14 protein-coding genes are annotated in these 17,355 nt (G+C 72.0%); 6 read left to right on the forward strand and 8 right to left on the reverse strand.

The window, feature by feature from the left end:
• Positions 1–176: 176 nt before the first annotated feature.
• Together ACFYNP_RS10865 and ACFYNP_RS10870 are read left to right on the forward strand one after the other, a co-directional pair.
• Positions 177–377 (forward strand): DUF6229 family protein, encoded by a 201-nt coding sequence (locus tag ACFYNP_RS10865; protein ID WP_100576164.1) that lies wholly within the window; start codon positions 177–179, stop codon positions 375–377.
• Positions 378–509: 132 nt separating this feature from the next.
• Positions 510–3,359, forward strand: a complete 2,850-nt coding sequence (locus ACFYNP_RS10870; protein ID WP_388784614.1) for a type 2 lanthipeptide synthetase LanM family protein — start codon at positions 510–512, stop codon at positions 3,357–3,359.
• Between the two features lie 34 nt (positions 3,360–3,393).
• On the opposite strand, the gene ACFYNP_RS10875 is transcribed toward ACFYNP_RS10870, so the two are convergent.
• Positions 3,394–4,626, reverse strand: coding sequence for an aromatic acid exporter family protein (locus ACFYNP_RS10875; protein ID WP_388410584.1), 1,233 nt, complete (start codon positions 4,624–4,626; stop codon positions 3,394–3,396).
• A 164-nt stretch (positions 4,627–4,790) separates the two neighbouring features.
• Between ACFYNP_RS10875 and ACFYNP_RS10880 the strand changes: the two genes are divergently transcribed.
• Both ACFYNP_RS10880 and ACFYNP_RS10885 read left to right on the forward strand, forming a co-directional pair.
• Entirely contained in the window at positions 4,791–6,953 is a 2,163-nt protein-coding gene (locus tag ACFYNP_RS10880) for a hypothetical protein (RefSeq protein ID WP_388784616.1), read from the forward strand.
• A 198-nt stretch (positions 6,954–7,151) separates the two neighbouring features.
• On the forward strand, positions 7,152–7,655 hold the full coding sequence (locus tag ACFYNP_RS10885) for a GNAT family N-acetyltransferase (protein ID WP_388784619.1): 504 nt from the start codon (positions 7,152–7,154) through the stop codon (positions 7,653–7,655).
• A 73-nt stretch (positions 7,656–7,728) separates the two neighbouring features.
• On the opposite strand, the gene ACFYNP_RS10890 is transcribed toward ACFYNP_RS10885, so the two are convergent.
• The 5 genes from ACFYNP_RS10890 to ACFYNP_RS10910 all read right to left on the reverse strand — a co-directional run bounded on the left by ACFYNP_RS10890 (position 7,729) and on the right by ACFYNP_RS10910 (position 14,378).
• Positions 7,729–7,968 carry a hypothetical protein gene (locus tag ACFYNP_RS10890; RefSeq protein WP_388410576.1) on the reverse strand — a complete coding sequence of 80 codons (240 nt, stop codon included), beginning with the start codon at positions 7,966–7,968 and terminating at the stop codon, positions 7,729–7,731.
• A 191-nt stretch (positions 7,969–8,159) separates the two neighbouring features.
• Positions 8,160–10,757, reverse strand: a complete 2,598-nt coding sequence (locus tag ACFYNP_RS10895; protein ID WP_388784622.1) for a hypothetical protein — start codon at positions 10,755–10,757, stop codon at positions 8,160–8,162.
• 250 nt (positions 10,758–11,007) lie between these two features.
• Complete coding sequence (locus ACFYNP_RS10900; protein WP_388410571.1) at positions 11,008–11,445, reverse strand: ATP-binding protein; 438 nt, start codon at positions 11,443–11,445, stop codon at positions 11,008–11,010.
• A gap of 93 nt (positions 11,446–11,538) precedes the next feature.
• On the reverse strand, positions 11,539–12,774 hold the full coding sequence (locus tag ACFYNP_RS10905; protein WP_388784625.1) for a PP2C family protein-serine/threonine phosphatase: 1,236 nt from the start codon (positions 12,772–12,774) through the stop codon (positions 11,539–11,541).
• On the reverse strand, positions 12,771–14,378 hold the full coding sequence (locus tag ACFYNP_RS10910) for a CHASE3 domain-containing protein (protein WP_388784628.1): 1,608 nt from the start codon (positions 14,376–14,378) through the stop codon (positions 12,771–12,773). The genes ACFYNP_RS10905 and ACFYNP_RS10910 overlap by 4 nt, the downstream gene beginning before the upstream one ends.
• 114 nt (positions 14,379–14,492) lie before the next feature.
• Between ACFYNP_RS10910 and ACFYNP_RS10915 the strand changes: the two genes are divergently transcribed.
• Complete coding sequence (locus ACFYNP_RS10915) at positions 14,493–15,266, forward strand: response regulator (protein ID WP_388784631.1); 774 nt, start codon at positions 14,493–14,495, stop codon at positions 15,264–15,266.
• Between the two features lie 91 nt (positions 15,267–15,357).
• Here ACFYNP_RS10915 and ACFYNP_RS10920 read toward each other — a convergent pair whose 3' ends face one another.
• Positions 15,358–16,104: an endonuclease/exonuclease/phosphatase family protein gene (locus tag ACFYNP_RS10920; protein WP_388785265.1), complete on the reverse strand. Its 747-nt coding sequence runs from the start codon at positions 16,102–16,104 to the stop codon at positions 15,358–15,360.
• A 342-nt stretch (positions 16,105–16,446) separates the two neighbouring features.
• Between ACFYNP_RS10920 and ACFYNP_RS10925 the strand changes: the two genes are divergently transcribed.
• Complete coding sequence (locus ACFYNP_RS10925) at positions 16,447–16,788, forward strand: cyclic-phosphate processing receiver domain-containing protein (RefSeq protein WP_388784634.1); 342 nt, start codon at positions 16,447–16,449, stop codon at positions 16,786–16,788.
• A 47-nt stretch (positions 16,789–16,835) separates the two neighbouring features.
• Here ACFYNP_RS10925 and ACFYNP_RS10930 read toward each other — a convergent pair whose 3' ends face one another.
• A complete protein-coding gene (locus tag ACFYNP_RS10930; protein WP_388784637.1) occupies positions 16,836–17,240 on the reverse strand; it encodes a hypothetical protein in 405 nt (134 codons plus the stop codon).
• Between the last annotated feature and the right edge of the window lie 115 nt (positions 17,241–17,355).

A 17,355-nucleotide genomic window follows, 5' to 3' on the forward strand; every position in this document is an offset into this window, starting at 1 on the left:
CCGATACGGGCGACTTCGCGGGGATCGGGATCCGCTCCGCGGCCACCCCGCCGGTAGGTGTGCCGCGCATCTCCGACCCTCTGACTTTGGCTGGATTCGTCGTCTGCCGGGTGTTCGGGCATGGCCATACTCGGGGCTGGGCGATCCGTCCCGATCCCTCTGTCCGGAGGCCGCTGATGCCGCAGACCAGTGTTCCCGCAAGCACCGTGCTCAACGCCTGGCTCTCGGGTGCCGAAAGCGCTTACGGCCAGCTCAACCCGGCCGGTCCGCTCTACGTCGGCGGCGCTGCCGCCGAGGCGGGGCTCACCGACTCCAGTGACTCCCTCTACGGCTTCTGCTCCAGCCCGAGCGGTTCGCACGGGAGCTGGTGTTGCTGATCGTGGATGACCAAGGGCGGGCCCTTCGTGGAGCGACTTCCGGCGAGGGGCCCGCCGCTTCACCGACCGCCCGCCGCGCGGGCCCTCAGGCGCCCCGGGGCGCGCGAACTCGTGCTGGGACGGGGACGGTTGATGGTGAGCACAGCGGTGCCGGGACCATCGGACGGGACGCAGCACTTCGCTCGGCCCGTACAGAGCATCGCCCGCCCTTGGCGCGACCAACTGGCCCGCAGGCTGGCCGAGTTGACCTCCTTGAGTGCGGCGGAGCGAGACGTCCTGCTCGAAGCGGGCCACACGGCCCTGCTCCGGTCCCTGCACGCGAAGCTCTCCCGGCTGTTCCTGATCGAACTGCACGCGCTGCGCCTCTCCGACCCGGGCGCGGACACCGGGTCCGGTGCCGGTTCTGATGCCGGTGCCGGGTCGGGCCGGGCGACCTGGGACGCCTTCATCGAGCAGGCCTGCGCGGACGGCTACCTCGCCGGGCTGAGCGGCCGGTACCCGAGTCTCGGCGCCCGCATCACGGCCGTGGCACGGCTGGCGGTGGCGGGCACCGCGGACCTCGCCGGGCGGATCGCCGCGGACCGCACCCTGCTCGGCCCGCTCCTCGGGGCGCCCGCCGGGGAGGTACGGGCCGTCGAGTTCGGGGCGGGCGACTCCCACCAGGGAGGTCTGACGGTGAGCCGGGTCGACTTCGCCGGCGGCACCGTGATGTACAAGCCCCGCCCGTCCGAGGCCGACGTGGCGCTGGGCGCGCTCCTGGAGGACCTGTTCCAGGACCTCCCCGGGGCCCCGGCGCCGGACCGCCGGATCCGGGTACCCAGAACACTGGCCCGCGACGGCTACGGATGGGCCGAGTTCATCGGGCACCGCTACTGCGCGGACGAGGCCGAACTGGCCGCGTTCTACCGCAACCTCGGGCACTGGCTCGCCGTCCTCCGGTTCACCGGCGGCACCGACATGCACGCCGAGAACATGATCGCGGCGGGGCCGGTGCCGGTGATCGTGGACGCCGAGACGCTCTTCGACGCCCCCGCCCCCTTCCCGCCAAGCGGCCGGGGCGACGCGGTGGACGCTGCCGCCGCCGCCATCCGCCGCACCGTACTGCGCACCGGCCTCCTTCCCGTGCGCGGCACCGGCTTCGCGCTCGGCGGCGTCGACATCTCCGGGATCGGCGCGCTCCCCGGGCAGCAGCCGTTGATCCCGCACCCGGTGATCGCCGGAGCAGGCACCGCCGCGGCCCGCTTCGAGGTCGACCTGGTGGCCATGCCCGTCGCGGGCAACCACCCCGCCGCCACTCCGGTCCTGAGCGCCTACTGGGACCGGGTGCTCGCCGGCTTCCGCGAGATGACCGCACACCTGCGGCGGCCCGGTCTCGACCCGTACCGTCTCCTCGCCCGCTTCGCAGGGACCCGGGCCCGGCGGATCCTGCGGCCCACCCAGGCGTACGTCGACATCGGCCGCATGCTGTGGCACCCGGCCTCGCTGCACGACGAGCCGGCGGCCATCGAGCGCGCCCGGGACATCCTGCGGCGCAACGCCGACGCGTTGCCCGGCGCGCCGACCGACCGCGTGGCCATCGACGCCGAGATAGCCGACCTGCTGGTGGGTGATGTGCCGATGTTCGGCTTCACGGTCGACGCCCCGGCCGTGCGCGCCACCGTGGCGGACTGGCGCGGTGCGGACCTGGCCTTCGAGGAGTCGGTGATCCAGGACGCGCTGGTCGGGGCCTACCTGAACGAACGCTCGCTGCCCGCCCGGGTGCGGACGGCGGCCCACGGTCCACATGCCCGCGACCGGGAGCGCCGCCGCCGTGAACTGGCCGCGCAGATGGTGCGCAGACTGTGCGACGGCGCGGTGCGCGGCGAGGACGGCACGGTCACCTGGATCAGCCCCGTCTTCACCCCGGCCGGCTGGTCGATCCGGGTGCTGCCCGCCGACCTCTACACCGGGCAGGGCGGAGTGGCGCTCACCCTGGCCGAGTACGACCGCGAGGTGGGAGCCGGGCGGGCCGAGGACGTCCCGGGCGTACGCGAGACGTTCGATGGCGCCCTGCGCGTGCTGATCGGCACCGAGGACCGTACCCCCACGCCGTCGGCCGGGGCCTTCAGCGGCGCGGCCTCACAGGTGTGGACGTGGTTGGCGCTGCACCGGGTGCGCGGCGAGGACTGGTTGCTGAAGCGGGCGGCCGAGCGGGCCCTGCTGCTCACCGACGGGCCACTGGTCGACGAGGACGTGGAGGTGGACCTCCTCAACGGCGCCGCAGGCGCGATCGTCCCGCTGCTCGACCTCGCCGCCGCGACCGGGCAGACCCGCTGGCTGGACGCGGCGGCGCACATCGGCCACCGTCTTGCCCAGTGCGGTGTGTCCGACGCCGGGGGAGTCCGGTGGCCGACCCGGCTCAATCCGGAGGGCATAGGCGGCTTCGCCCACGGCGCCACCGGCATCGGCTGGGCCTTGACCCGGCTCGCGCTCTCGGAGGCGGGCTCGGCGGCCGAGCGCGGTGACTGGCACCGCCTCGGCGAGCGGGCCTTCGCGTTCCAGGAGTCCCTTTACCGCCCCGGCGAAGGCAACTGGCTCGACGTGCGCATCGGCGCCGAGGAGGACTTCTTCACCAGCTGGTGCCACGGCAGCGCGGGCATCGGCATCGGCATGCTGGACCTCCACCGCCGCACCGGCGACCCGGCCCGTCTCGACATGGCCCGGCGGGCCGCGGCAGCGTGCGCCGCGGAGGGCTTCGGGTGGAGCCACACCCTGTGCCACGGTGACCTGGGTCTGTGGGAGTTCCTCACTTCCATCGGATCGGGCGCCCCCGAGGACCTCGACGCCGAGCTCCTCACCGGCCTCGAACAGCGCGGCCCGGTCGGCGGTCTGGCCCGTGAGGCGTTCTCGCCGAGCCTCATGTCCGGTCTGGCCGGAGTCCTCCACACCCTGCTCCGGATGCACCCCGAGGCCGACCTCCCCAACCCGCTGCTGCTCGACTGAGGGAGGACCCGAAGGCCGCGCCGGCCGCTGCGCCTCAGGGCCGCCGGTCCTCGGGTTCCGCAAGGCGCAGGGCCTGCTGGGCCCGGCTGCGGATCCGGCGCAGGACGTGCCACCGCTGCCGCTGTTCCCGCGACAGCCGGTCCAGCTCCTCGACCAGGCGCTGGGACCGCTTCTCCACGTCGAGTTCGTCCAGGATCCGGTCGACCTCGGCGAGCAGCGCCCCGTGCAGTTGCCACTGCCTGGGGTGCCGCTGGACCTCGGCGAGCAGCAGGTCGGCGACCCGGTCCCGGCTGGCGCGGCCCGCCGTCAGCTCATCGGTCAGCCGCTGTTCCGCCTCCTCGGCGTTGGCGCTGACCTGCGTGGTGATGAGGACCGCGAAACTCTCGATGGCCCGGGCGAGATGCTCGAAGACGTCCCGCAGCGCGAGCCCCACGTCCGCGTCGAAGAGATGCTCCTGCGTGCGCTCCTTGGCGAGGTCCGTGAGTGACCGGCACACCACGCGCAGCACCACCGCCGAGATCTCCAGGGTGTCGAGACCGGTGCGCAGCACCACGCGCGACAGCAGCCCCTCCTTGACACGCGGGTTGAGCCTGAGACTGTCCTCGGCCTGCCGCAGGGAGACGTCCACCTGGGCGATGTCGTGGTCGAGCCGCCGTGCCTCGTGCAGCCGGGCGGCCGCCTGTGCCACGGGGGTGTGCCCACCTACCTCGTCCCCGAGGTCCACCAGCAGCCGCCGCATGCGCGCGGCCAGTTCCTCGATGGCGCCTCCCGCGGAATCCACCCACACCGGGGGCGCGAGCAGCATGTTGAACAGCATGCCGACGCCCGCGCCGATCAGCGTCTCCAGGACGCGGTCCCAGGCGGTCGCCGAGACCCGGGTGACACCGAGGACGAGCATCGCGCTGATGGCCACTTCCGGGACGAACTCACCGACCTTGACGAACCGTCCGACCACCAGGGCCGCCAGGATGATCAGCCCCAGGCTCCACCAGGTGAGGCCGACGAGCGAGCTGAACCCGACGGCGAGCAGTACGCCGACCACGACGGAGTTCACTCTGCGCACGGCGGTCACGAGTGTGGTGTAGAGGGTGACCTGCACGACGAGCAGCGCGGTCAGCGGGGCGGTGAGGGGCGCGGGCTCGCTGCTCAGACGCAGGGCCACGACATAGGAGATGACCGCCGCCGCGGTGGATCGCAGGGTCTGCACCACCGCGGGCTCACGACGGCGGCGAGCGAAATCGAACAGAGGATCAGTGAACTCCCACACCTCCCACCCCTTCCCCCACAGCGGGATTCACACGCAGCCGCGTACGGCACCTGGGCGCCCCCGCCCCTCTCCCAGGGGTGGGATCTCCCAGGGGTGGGAGGGGGTGGCAGGGGCTCACGGAAACCCGAATGCGCCGGTTCACGGGGCTCTGGGACCATGCTGTGATGATCCACCCCCTCGAACCCCTGGTCGTCCGGCACACCCACCGTCTTCCCGCCCCCCGCGGAGCCGCCGGGCAAGGCGGCGTCGCCGCGCGGCAGTTCGACGCCGTGCTGATGTCCGTGGGCTTCAAGCTGTCCGCGGAGCTGCTGGAGCACCTCGCGGCGCTGGCGGAGGAAACCGTCATCGACACGGCCGTGCGCACCCTGGACACGGTCCGCACGATGGCCGGCGACCACGTCCGGCACAACACCTACTTCATCGACTTCCCGGCCCATGTGCCGGACACCCACGCCTTCTGGCGGCAGTGCGTCGTCGACGCACTGGGCAGGGGAGCCGACGTCACGCGGCTCGGCGACGGGGTGGTGGACCTGCTGTCCCTTCCGGCGTACGGCACGTACCAGCACACGTACGCCGAAATGCTCGCCGCGCACCGGGAGTTGATCGCCACCGCGGGCGACCGCCTGACCGTCCTGCACCTGGGCGGCGCGCCGGAGGACGAGGTGGCCGCCCTGTACCTCGCCCTGGCGGGGAGCAGCACACCGCTGGGAGACGCGGGCCTGCTCGACCTGGCGGTGCTCGCCGGGCACTGCGTGGACGGGCCGCGGCCGCCGACGATCCCGGTGCGGGAGAACCGTGCCGTGGTGAACCGCGCCCGCATCGAGGCCGGCGCCGCTCCCCTGCTCGACACGGTCACCGACGCGCTCCGGCTCGCGTGCGCCCTGTCGGACGGCGATGTCACGCTGGTGCAGCCGACCCGGTTCCGCTCGCCGTCCCGACGGGTTCGCCGGCTGCTGCTCGCCGGACTCGACGCCGTCGTCTCGGCGAACCCGGCCAAGCTCGCCGACGTATCCGCACATCGCGAGGCGTTCAAACGCCTGGGGGAGCGGCTGCACGCGCACGAATACGCGGCGCGCTGGCCGCACGCCGCCGACGTGTTCGCGGTGGCTCGGGGCGAGAAGCAGGCACGTTCCCTGGACAGCCGGGTTGAGGAAAGGCTCGCGGCCGGCGATGTCCTGGGCGCGGCACGGCTGTTGGAAACCGCACCGGGCAGGCTCTTCCGCGCCCTGGACCGGCTGCTGCGCGCCTGCGCCTCGGACGCCGAGCGTGACGCGCTGGCCGACGCGGTCACCCGGCTCGCTCCGGAGGTGTCGGGCCGGGTCTTGCTGTCGGTGCGCGAGCACTTGCTGAACCGGGCGCGGGGGAGTGGCTCGCGCCGCGTCTTCGTCAACCGGCTCGGCCGCGCCTGGGCCACCGACGACTCGCGCTCCCCGTTGCCCGAGGACGCGCGAGTCCGTCTGATGGCCGCCCTCGACGCTGAGACGAGCCGCCGACTGCCCGACCCCGGACACCTGTTGATCGACCCGGACGTCCTCGATGTCGCGCTCCCGCTCAGCGGCCGGGCGACCGCGGCCGGGCTCGGCGTGCTGCCGCGCGGCTCCCTTTCGCCGGTCGACGGCGAACTGCTGCGGTTCTTCGTCCACTGGAAGCAGACGAAGGAGCCCACCGACTTCGACCTGTCGGCCCTGATGCTCGACTCCGGCCACGAGACCGTCGGTTGGCTCTCCTACACCGCTCTGACCGGGGTCGAGGGCGAGCACTCCGGCGACATCACCGACGCACCCGACGGGGCGTCGGAATTCATCAACCTGCGCCTGGGGGCCGTGCGCGGTACCTACATCGTCCCGCAGGTCAACATCTTCTCCGGGGAGGGCTTCGAGGAGGTCGACGAGTCGTTCTTCGGCTTCATGCTGCGCGACGGGGACCAGCTGGGCCGTCCCTTCGAACCGCGCACCGTCCGCATGAAGTCGGAGCTGCGCGGCCCCGGCCGCGTCGCGCTGCCGTTGGTCTTCATCCGCGGGGATGACGGCACCTGGCGCGCGAAGTGGCTCCACGTGTACCTCAGGGGAACGCCAAGGAGGAACCGGGTGGAGGGAAACAGGGTCTCGGTCGCGGCCCTGGTACGGGGCTTCGTCGAGCGTGACCATCTCACGGTGCGCCACCTCACCGGCCTGATGGCCGACCGGGCCGCCGCCACCACCCGGTGGGACGGCCGGACGGTCCCGGACGGCCCGGTGACGTACATCGGCCTTGAGCGACCGGACGGACTGCACCCCGACTCGTGCGTCGTCACCCCGGAAAACCTGCGCGACCTGATCCCCGGGTGACTGCTACGGTTGAGGCCGGTGAGGCCATGAACGGACTTCCTTCTTCCTCTTCAACGACTCAGTCCGCTCGCTTTCCTCACCGTCGACATGACGTCGGGCTGCCGCAAGGCATCCCGGCGTTCGTCGTTTCGGGCCCGTACCGAAACGTCAGGGCAGTCCGGCCGAGGGCCTGGGGGCGTGATGGTGCACGTGCGGAAGATGAGTGAGAGCGACGTCGAGGCCGTCTCGGCGATCCGGGTGCGGGGCTGGCAGACCGCGTACGCCGGGATCCTCCCCGGGTCCTACCTGGAGGCGATGACGGTCGAGAGCGACGCCGACCAGCGGCGGCAGTGGTTCTCGCTGCCGCATCGGCAGTCGGCCGACCTCGTCGCTGTCGACGCGGGCGTCCCGGTGGGGTGGGTCAACTACGGGCCCTCCCGGAGCGAGGAGCCCGGCGAGCGCGGCGTCCGGACCGGGGAGATCAACGCGTTGTACGTCCGCCCGGACCTCACCGGCCGGGGGATCGGCCGAGCGCTGCTCGGCGAGGCACACGCGCGGTTGCGGAGCCGGGGGTTCGGGGCCGTGGTCCTGTGGGTGCTCGACGGCAACCGGGGCGCCCGGCGGTTCTACGAGCGGGCCGGCTATCGGGCGGACGGGCACACGCGGACCGATGTCTACGACGGCCTCGCCGTCGCCGAACTCCGCTACCGGCACGGGTGGTAGGACGGCCGGTGGGCCGGTGGGGCCGACAGCGGTGTCGGCCCCACCGGCCCGACAGCGGGTCCGCAGGGAGCGGTTAGAACCCGTTCAGCCGGTGGTGGAAGCCACGGCCGGGGTACATGCCCTCCCACTGGGAGTGCATACAGCCGGAGCCCCAGGCGGCGTGGCCCCCGCTCGCGCCGGCGAACGAGCCGCAGGCGCCGGTCTCGCCGCGGGAGTGGTGGTCGTCCCGGTCGTGGGCCAGGGCGGTGCCGGTGCTGCCGAGGATCGCGGCGATGGCGAGAGCGCCGGCGGCGAGGGTGGTGCGCATACGCATGTCTGCTCCTGTCTGGGCGATTGGGAGGGGAACGGGGTGATCAGTCCCCGGTGCCCGCAGGTCGTGAAACCTGTGTCACCCGACCGCCGACACGAGCGGACCCGGGGCCGGCGCCGGCCCTGCCGCACGCACACACCACCCGGTCGCGCACGTGAGGGGCTTGGTCACCATGCCGCTGACGGACCTGGGCGTCAGCCGCTCGGCGACTGCTCGGGGCGGGCCGGCACGACGCAGTTGTCCTCGTGGCCCGGCGCGTGACCGGTCGGCCAGGCCACGCCCTCGAACACCAGCTGTCGCGAGCCGGGATCCAGACGCACCACCGACAGCGCCTTGTTGTACGGGTTTCCCGCGTTCGTCAGGCAGATCCAGCCGCCGGCGCCCCGCACCCGCAGGTCGGAGTTGAGCTTGCCGAGGTCCCTGACCACGCGGTCGGCCGTCGGCACCTCAAGGCCACTGGTGTGGACCGCGCGTGCCAGCGCGCGGCTCGCCGTCAGGACGACGTCGTACGTGACGATGGTCCGCCCGTCGTCGAGGTTCACCGGCCCGATGGGCCCCGACTGGTCCGCGATGCCCCGGCGCAGGGCGTCCATCGAGTCCTGCGCCTCCCGCAGGTACAGCGGAGGGCCCTGCCCCTTCGTCTTCGGGTCGTTCCGCCACTTGGCCAGCTCGGTGCGCCAGGCGTCGGGGTGTGCCGGGGCGGCGTAGCGGATGCTGACGGACGGCTTGCCCGAGCCCGGGTCGCCCCGCAGCAGGGCCCGGTCGTGATCGTCCAGGCGCTCGTCGAGAGTGGTGGCGTCGGACCCGGTGATCACGGTGTACGACGCCTTCTCGCGGCAGTACGTGGTGGCCAGCTTCTCCACGAAGAGCTTGAGGTGGAAGGCCCGCCCGGCGAAGTAGACGACGTGGGTGTTGGAGCGGCAGATGTTCCCCGCGAAGTCCTCGAACTCGTTCGGGGTGACACCCGCTTCCTCGACGCCCGGGGACTCGAAGCGCATGTCCTGAACTCCGCCGCCGCCCTCGTTCTTCCTGGCTTGCGCGAAGGCGTCCCGCAGCGAACGGTCGTAGTCGTCGCCCGGCCGGTCATCGGTGACCAACGCGGTCTGCGATCCTGCCAGTTGGGGATCGAACGCGAGCAGTGCCCGCGCCTGCTCGCGGGAGGTCGACACCACGCGGGCGAGCCCCGGGTAGGGGACGGTGTCCGTGCCCTCGGGGTTGGCGAAGTCGTCGGCCGTCACGACGCTGGCCACCGCCGGAAGGTGCAGCGTGTTGGTCACGTAGGTGAGGGCTTCCTTGGTCTTGTCCAGGCTCAGATTGAAGCCCACGACGACCCGCAAGTCCGGTTCCTGCGAAGTGAGTTGATCAATCGTTCCGCGCCAGCGACCGTAGCCCTCGCCCGGGTTGGCCAGGACCAGCCGGATGGCGGGTTTCACCGAATCGGCACCGTTCGCCGCCATCTGCGCAAGATACGCGCCCTGCACCTCGCTGAGGATCTGCCGCCGCACCGCGGCGTTGGCGGACTGCATCGGGATCAGCAGGGCCACGGTCGCGTGCTTGCGGCCCTCGACCGCCTTGTTCTGCTCGGCGACGCGCTCGAAGACCTCCGGCATTCCCTTGACGTCGGGCATGAACACCCCGGTCCCGTCGGAGACGCCCACGCATTCGCCCCCGTGGATCTCAAGTCCCTTCCCGCAGAAGGCCGGTTCGCGGAAGAAGGAGACATACGCACCGAGTCCCGCGGCGAGGAGCGCGACCGCCGTGACCGTCGCGGTCGCCGGGCCCAGGAGCCGCAGGCCCGGCCGGCGGGGTCCGGGCGCGGAGGCCTCGTCCAGGACGATCTGGACGAGCGGACTCGGCAGCGGTTCGTTCCCGCCGCGGCTCCGCGACGCGGCCACCTCCCTGCCCTCCCGGAAGCGGCGCGGGATCTCCTCGGCGAGGCGGTCCGCCGGCACCGCGGGCCGTCCGCCCACCACCGGGTCCGCCCCGCCCGGCCGCGACGTGGTGACGACCACGGGGTGCACCCGCAGGTCCCGGGCCCTGCCGCCGTACGCCTCCAGGATCCTGTCCCGGATGATGCGCCGCGTCCGTACGGTGTCCACGTCCGGCAGGAGGATGACGGGACGGCGGGCCCGGTTGAGGCGCCGCAGCACGCCGTAGTGTGCGTCCACATCGGCCAGCAGTGCCTCGACGAGCAGCTGTTGCTTCTCGTGTGCGGGCCTGGCGCGCCAGCCGTCCAGTTCCTCGCAGACCGCCTCGAAGGTGCGAAGGCCCGGGAACCTGGACTTGCGGAACCAGCGCTTCGTACGGAGCCACGGGAACCGCAGAGCCTGGGCGATCTTCAGCAACAAGCCCAGCAGGCCGCCCAGTTGCTGGGTGACGTATGCGTCCTGGACCAGTGGGTCGAGCCGGGTACGGGCCTGCGGCATGGTGTGCCGGCGCTCTTGCGCGATCGCGTCCTCGATCTGTCGCTTGAGGGCGCCCATCCGCCGGGCCCGGGAATGGTCGTGCGTCGGTTCCCAGTCGTACAGCGCGGTGCGGGCGGCCGCGAAGCGGGGGAAGACGATCGGCAGCCCGCGGGCCACGACGCCGCCGTAGCCGCAGCCCTCGGCGATCGCCTGCAACTGATCGAGGACCTGTCGCTCCGACTCGTGCTCGGGATCGACATCGCTCGGATGGTTCACCGGGACGATGCCGCGACAGTCCTTGAGCAGCTGGGCGAGCCACTGCCGCACGGGATCGCTCCCGCCCTCGATCTGCAACACCAGCGCCCCGGCGCCCCGTTCGAAGCGCACCCTCTTGCGGGCGAACCTCTCCCTGAACGTGAGTTGCCCAATGACCGCTTCCAGCCGCACCCTTGCTCCCCGTTGCCGTGGTCCCGACGCTGGCCGCGCACCCGGTGGCGGCCGTCGTCGTTGTCGGACGACGTCGAATCGGTGAGCACTATAGGTGTCAATTCCCCGCCATCTACGGTGAGTTGCTCATTCCTCGCCCAAGTGTTCAAGAACGGTCGGTGCTGGACAGGCGGTGCGCACCCGGTCGGTCCTAACCGCCGCCGACCGCCTCGGGGTGGGCGGGCGCGGGCGGCTGGAAGCAGGCGGTGACGTTCTTGCCCCGGGGACACGGATAGGCGTACCAGTCGTCGGCGAGGACGTCGATCAGGAGCAGGCCACGCCCTCCCAGGGCATCGGCCTCGGGGTCGCGTTGCTCGGGCAGCCGCGGTGAGGCGTCGTGCACGGTGACGTGCAGGCACTTCTCGTCCCAGGCGAGGATCAGTTGCGCTGCGCTGCGGGCATGGACATGAGCATTGGTGACCAGCTCGGACACGGTGAGCAGCACCGCGTCGACCACGTCCGGCGCCGTCCGTGACCAGTCCAGCGTCGCGAGATGCTCACGCGTCCAGTCCCTGGCCTCCTTGACGCTGCTGCTCAGCGGAAGGGAGCGCGCCCATCCCACGGCCTTCAACGACGAGTCCTTCGCCACGGTCTCTCCTCGGTTCGACGGACGGCTTCCTGTCCCGTCTGCCCCGAAAACCGAAGAGCACGTGGGCGGAGCAGGCAGGCGGACCGCCTCCCGTCAGGCCGGGACGCTCCCCGCCGGGCTCCCGGGGGCCGGGCGTGCGGGCTGCTTCCAGTCGAGGCGCAGCACGGCGACGTCGTCGGAGTGGCGGCCCGCGTTCAGCGCGGAGGTCTCCTTGATGAGGAGGTCGACGTGGGCGGCGGGGTCCGGTTGCGGCAGCCGGTCGATCAGGGTGACCAGGCCGTCCACGCCGAGCCGGCCCCGCGACGAACCGTTGTGCCCCTCGGTCAGGCCGTCGGTGTACAGGGTCAGCGCCCCGGCGGCCGGGAGCGGGACGACGGTCGGCGGCCAGTTGCTCACCCGGGGGTCGATGCCGAGGGCGATGCCGTGCCGGGCGGTGACTTCGCGGGTTGCCCCGGCCGTGGTGAGCAGGGGCCCGTGGTGGCCGGCCAGATGCAGCTCGGCGGTGGCGGCACCGTGGTCGAGGGTGAGGAGGGCGCAGGTCGCGAAGAGCGGACGGTCGCCGCGTTCGGCGATCAGGATCCGTTCCATCAGCTGGAGGAGCTCCCTGCCGCGGTGGCCGCCGAGGATCAGTGAGCGCCAGGCGATCCGCAGGCACACGCCGAGCGCGGCGGCGTCGGGCCCATGACCGCTGACATCGCCGACGACCGCGTGCAGCAGCCCGTCGTCGCCCTCCACGACGTCGAGGAAGTCCCCGCCGAGCAGGGCCAGTTCGGTGCCCGGGAGATAGCGGGTGGTCACCGTGACGGACGACGTGGACAGGAGCGGTTGGGGCAGCAGCCCGCGCTCAAGACGGGAGTTCTCCTCGGCCCGCAGGGTGGCCGCCTGGGTCTGGGCGTTCGCCCGTTCGGTCTGGCTGCGGTAGACGGCGTAGCGGACCGCCCGGTGCAGCAGATCCGCGTCCACCTTGCCCTTGACCAGGTAGTCCTGCGCGCCGGCGGCCATGGCGTCGCTGCCCGCCCGGGCCTCGGACAGGCCGGTCAGGACGATGACCGCGGTGTGCGGCGCGGCCGCCCGTACCGCCGCGACCGCCTTGGTGCCGGAGACGTCGGGCAGGTGCAGATCGAGCAGGATGCAGTCGGCCGTGCGCAGGGCCGGCTCGGTGCGGGCGTCGGCGAGGCTCGCACACGTGGTGAGCTCGAACCGCAGCCCGGTGTCGAGGAGCAGTTCCTCGACCAGAACGGCGTCCGCCAGATCGTCCTCGATGAGGACGACGCGATAGGTCTGCTGCTCCGGTGTCGCGCCTGCGGGGTCCGTCACGAAGGTGGTCATGACACCGGCACCACCTGCGAGGCGTCGGAGCCGACGACTTCGGCCGGCCCGGGGCGTTCCGGCGGCTCGGGGGCGAGGGTGAACGTGATGCGGGTGCCGTCCGCGCAGGCGGGGTCGATGGCGATGGTGCCGCCGTGGAACTCGACGATCTTCTTGCACATCGCGAGTCCGATGCCGCTGCCGCTGTAGGCGTCCTTGGTGTGCAGCCGCTGGAAGATCACGAAGACCTTGTCGGCGTACTCGGGGGCGATTCCGATGCCGTTGTCGGTGACGGTGAACCGCCACAGCACGTCTTCGCGTACGGCCGACACATGGATGCGTGGCGGCTCGCCGGGGCGGCGGAACTTGACGGCGTTCCCGATCAGGTTCTGCCACAGCATGCCCATCTGGGTGGCATCGGCGACGAGGGTCGGCAGCGGGTCGTACGTGATCTCCGCCTCGGCCTCCTCGATGCTGAGGCTCAGCGAGGACAGGGCCCGGTCCAGCGCCCTGCCCAGGTCGACGGCCTGATGGGTGTTGTGGACCCGGCCCACCCGGGAGAACTCCAGCAGATCGTTGATCAGGGTCTGCATGCGGTTCGCGCCGTCGACGGCGAAATCGATGTACTGGTCGGCCCGTTCGTCGAGCTGACCGCCGTAGCGCCGCTGGAGGAGCTGGGTGAAGCTGGAGACCTTGCGCAGCGGCTCCTGGAGGTCGTGCGAGGCGACGTACGCGAACTGCTCCAGCTCGGTGTTGGACCGCCGCAGATCCGCGGACTGGGCGTCCAGGCGCCGGCGCGCCTCCTCGCTGAACGCGAGCTCGTGCACGAGTCGTCGGCGCATGAGGTCGATCTCGTCGCTCAGCCGTTTCAGGTCGGCCGGGCCGGTGGCCGTGATGGGGTGTGTGAAGTCGCCGCCGGTGATGATGCGCGCCTGGGTACCGAGCCGTTCCAGCGGCTCGTTGATGCCGCGGCGCAGCCCCTCGAAGACCAGCCCGGCCAGGATCAGGATGAACAGGGCGATCGCCGCGAACACCCAGTTCCGCTGGCGCATCATGTCCGCCAGGTCGGCCCGTGCGCGCGCCTGTTCGGCACGCAGGTGGTCCTGCTGGACGCTCACGGCCGACCGCACCCTGTCGAAGGCCCGCTTGCCCTCCGTGGCGCGTTCCGCAGCCAGCGCGGAGGGCGCCCCCGGTGGGGACGCGGCGACCGGCCCCCCGATCCGGGCCCGCCAGGCCTCCATGGCGTCCTGCACGGCCTTGACGTCCCGGAGACCGGCGCTGTCGTCGTGCAGCAGCTTCGACAACTGCGCGACGTCCGCCGCCTGCTCGGCACGGCCCTGCTGGTAGGGGGTCAGGAAGTCCGCGGTGCCGGTGAGACCGTAACCGCGGACGCCGGTCTCCTGGTTCAGGAGGGCCGACTCCAGCCGGATCGCGGTCGTCACCGCGGGAGACTTGACGTCCACCAGGTCCTGGCTGATCGACGCCGTCCGGCCCAGCATCCATGCTCCCGCCACACCGAGCAGGGCGAGGACGGCCAGCGCCCCGGCCATTCCCGTACGGAGCCACTGCCGCGTCGTCCACGCCGAGAGGCCCCGTCCGCCCGCCCGCTGCTCGTTACCAGCCATCCCCTGAACTCCTCGCTGCGACGACCGCATGGAAAGGGTCGCGGCCCGCATACTCTAAAGGCCGATCGACAACCATTGTTGTCGGCTGCCGTACGGGGGCCTAAGGTTCCAGGCATGGCTGGCAAGAACTTCGCATTGCGGACCACACCGCTGGAGACGGCCGCCGTCACGGACGCCGCGATCGGTGCCCTTGCGCGGCGCCTCACACGTCAACTGCTCGACGCCCCATCATGCCCGTCCCCGGCCGGCCCGGAGGAGGCACTGGCGCTGCTGCACGTGCTGGACCAACTGCGAAGATCGGCCGAGCAGCTTCAGCGGGCCGCGGCCACGGCCGCCGCACGCGCGGGCGCCGGCTACCCGCAGATCGGCGAGGCCTGCGGAATGACCCGCCAAGGAGCCCGCCGCCGTTGGCCGGGGCTCTTCCACCACTCCACCGAAGCACCTACGGAGCAACCGACCATGACCACCCCCGCCCGCGCCTTCGATGTCCTGCTCGTCGAGGACGACGTCGCCGACGCCCTGCTCATCGAGGAAGCCCTCTCCGAACGCGGGGCCCGCAATCTGGTCCAGGTCACGGACGGAGTGGCCGCCCTGGAATACCTGCGCGCCCCGGGGAGTGTGCGCCCGGACCTCATCGTGCTCGACCTCAACATGCCGCGCATGAACGGGCGCGACCTGCTGAAGGTGCTCAAGTCCGACAAGGATCTGCACACCATCCCCGTGGTGATCCTCACCACGTCCTCGGCCCCCGACGACGTCTCCGGTGCGTACGACAGCCACGCCAACGCCTATGTCACCAAGCCGGTGAACCTGGAGGACTTCGAGCAGGCGGTGCAGAACATCGACTCCTTCTACCTCGACACCGCGACGCAGCCGCCGCGCGCCTGAGGGCCCCGGACCGGGGGACACGGAGGCGGGGGGGCACCAGTGTCCGGCCGGTCGCGGCCGGGGCGCGTCGGAGAGGCAGGCGGGACCCGTTCTACGAGGCGGGAACCCGCAGTGCGGCCAGTACGGGCAGGTGATCCGTGGCTGCGCGGAGGTCTCGTTCCTCGACGTGGGGGAGCCCCATCGGCACCCCGCAGCCCAGCACTTCCACGCCTTCCGTCGCGAGGACCACGTCGATGCGCTGAAGGGGATCGCCGAGCCGCGTGGTGTGCTCGCGCCCCCAGGGCTTGGTGGCCCAGCCGTCCTGGAGGGCGTCCGCGAGCAGGCCGAAGGTACGCCCGTCGGGCCGGTCGTTGAGGTCGCCCGCGGCGACGGCGTACGGCACGTCCATGGCCGACAACCGGTCGAGAAGCAGCCGCCCCTGCCCGTAACGCTCCCAGTCCTCCACGCTCAAGTGGCAGCTGAGCACGCCGAGTCGGGCCCGGCCGAACCGCAGGACGGCGGTGGCGAAGCCGCGTTGGTGCAGGCCGGGGGTGCGCGGCAGCAGGACGTCCTCGGTGCGCTCGACGTGGGCGCGGAGCGAGGAAAGGATCATGGGCCCGGAGGCGGTGGCGCCGCCCGCGACGTAGACGAGGCCGGACGTCCGGGCGAGCCGGGCGGCGGCCTTGCGCCAGCGGAAGAACCGCGGCGCTTCCTGCACGCAGACGACATCGGGCCGACAGGCCGCGATGACCCGGGCGAGCGCCGCGGTGTCGTCACGCATGGAGCGGATGTTGTAGCTGAGCACGCGAACGATCACGGAGCCATCGGCTTCCGTCGTCGATTCGGGTAGGTCCTGCAAGTCCGGCACGCTGCCCCTCTCCCTGCTTCCCCTTGCCGCCGCGACACCATGACGCGCCGCGGCGCGGTCGGCGGGTCCCAGCCCCGACAAGCAGTCCGGACACCGCCGGAAGGCACCGTAGTGGATTCACGGCGGCTTCACCGGTGCGGGTCCGGTCGCCCCATGGCGTGGTACGGCCTCGTGACGCTTCTCCGGGTCGTGGCCGGGGCCGAGGATCGCGTGGGCCGGTCCGGGCGCGGCCGGCCGCACGGGCGAGCGGAGTCGGACCGGCGCGGCTTCAGGGCTGGTCCGGAGCGCCGAAACCCGTGGTTCTCGTGGCCGCCCCGCTGCGATGATGATCAGGTGACTCACGATTCCACCGTGCGCCGGACGCCCGTCATCCTCGGCATCGACGACCTCCGGGCGCTGCCCTGGGCCACGCGGATCGCCCGTACCAGCCGCGAAGGCGTTCAGCTCCTGCACGAGCACCGCGACTGCTTCGTCGACGAACTCTGGCTCGACCACGATCTCGGCGGCGACGACAGCATCCTGCCCGTGGTGACCGTGCTGGAAGAAGTCGCGTTCCACGGGCGGCCTTTCCACATCGGTACGGTCGTCGTGCACAGCGCCAACCCGATCGGCGCCGAGACCGTCGTTCGGTCGCTCACCCGCTGGAACTACCGAGTCCGGCGGGCAACGGCCTGAGTCCGGCGGCTGCCCCGGGGCGGTGACGGTGACCCGGGGCCGGAGCGCTATCCGGCGGCCATGTCCGGGCCGGGCAGGAGAGTCTCGTCCAAGTGGTAGCCGAGTTGCTGTAGTCCGCGCGCGATGGCGACCGCCCGGCGGTGGCGTTCCGCGAGTTCAGGAGACTGGTCCGTCTTCTCGGCCGGCCCCGCCCCGGGATCGGGCGGAGGCGGAGTGGCTTCCTGCACGGCGTCCCACGCCGCCCGCGCGACATCCTCCGCCGTCCTGTCGTCGATGCGGTCACTGTTCTTCGCGGACTCCGGGCTCGCCGCGGTGTCGAGTTCCCCTTCGGGACTCGTCGAACCGTCCGGCCGTGCGGGCGTCCCCGTACGCCTCACATACTCCGCGATCGCAAGGCGCGCCTCGCGGACGTCGTTCGATTCATCCGTGCCGCGTTCCGGTTCTGACGTCATGGGACGCAAAATATCGGCGACCTCGGCCGGGCGGCGCGCGCCACGCGCGGCCACCTGGTCGGGACCCATGACCCACGGGCCTCCGGCCACCTGGTCGGGACCCATGACCCACGGG

The organism is Streptomyces sp. NPDC006691 (genome assembly GCF_042869955.1).
Taxonomy (GTDB): Bacteria; Actinomycetota; Actinomycetes; order Streptomycetales; family Streptomycetaceae; genus Streptomyces.

Excerpts from the sequence above, each read along its gene's own strand:
- ACFYNP_RS10870 (WP_388784614.1), top strand. The coding sequence starts at position 510 with ATGGTGAGCACAGCGGTGCCGGGACCATCGGACGGGACGCAGCACTTC.
- ACFYNP_RS10890 (WP_388410576.1), bottom strand. The coding sequence starts at position 7,968 with ATGCGTATGCGCACCACCCTCGCCGCCGGCGCTCTCGCCATCGCCGCG.
- ACFYNP_RS10880 (WP_388784616.1), top strand. The coding sequence starts at position 4,791 with ATGATCCACCCCCTCGAACCCCTGGTCGTCCGGCACACCCACCGTCTT.
- ACFYNP_RS10885 (WP_388784619.1), top strand. The coding sequence starts at position 7,152 with ATGAGTGAGAGCGACGTCGAGGCCGTCTCGGCGATCCGGGTGCGGGGC.
- ACFYNP_RS10905 (WP_388784625.1), bottom strand. The coding sequence starts at position 12,774 with ATGACCACCTTCGTGACGGACCCCGCAGGCGCGACACCGGAGCAGCAG.
- ACFYNP_RS10910 (WP_388784628.1), bottom strand. The coding sequence starts at position 14,378 with ATGGCTGGTAACGAGCAGCGGGCGGGCGGACGGGGCCTCTCGGCGTGG.
- ACFYNP_RS10915 (WP_388784631.1), top strand. The coding sequence starts at position 14,493 with ATGGCTGGCAAGAACTTCGCATTGCGGACCACACCGCTGGAGACGGCC.
- ACFYNP_RS10930 (WP_388784637.1), bottom strand. The coding sequence starts at position 17,240 with ATGACGTCAGAACCGGAACGCGGCACGGATGAATCGAACGACGTCCGC.
- ACFYNP_RS10865 (WP_100576164.1), top strand. The coding sequence starts at position 177 with ATGCCGCAGACCAGTGTTCCCGCAAGCACCGTGCTCAACGCCTGGCTC.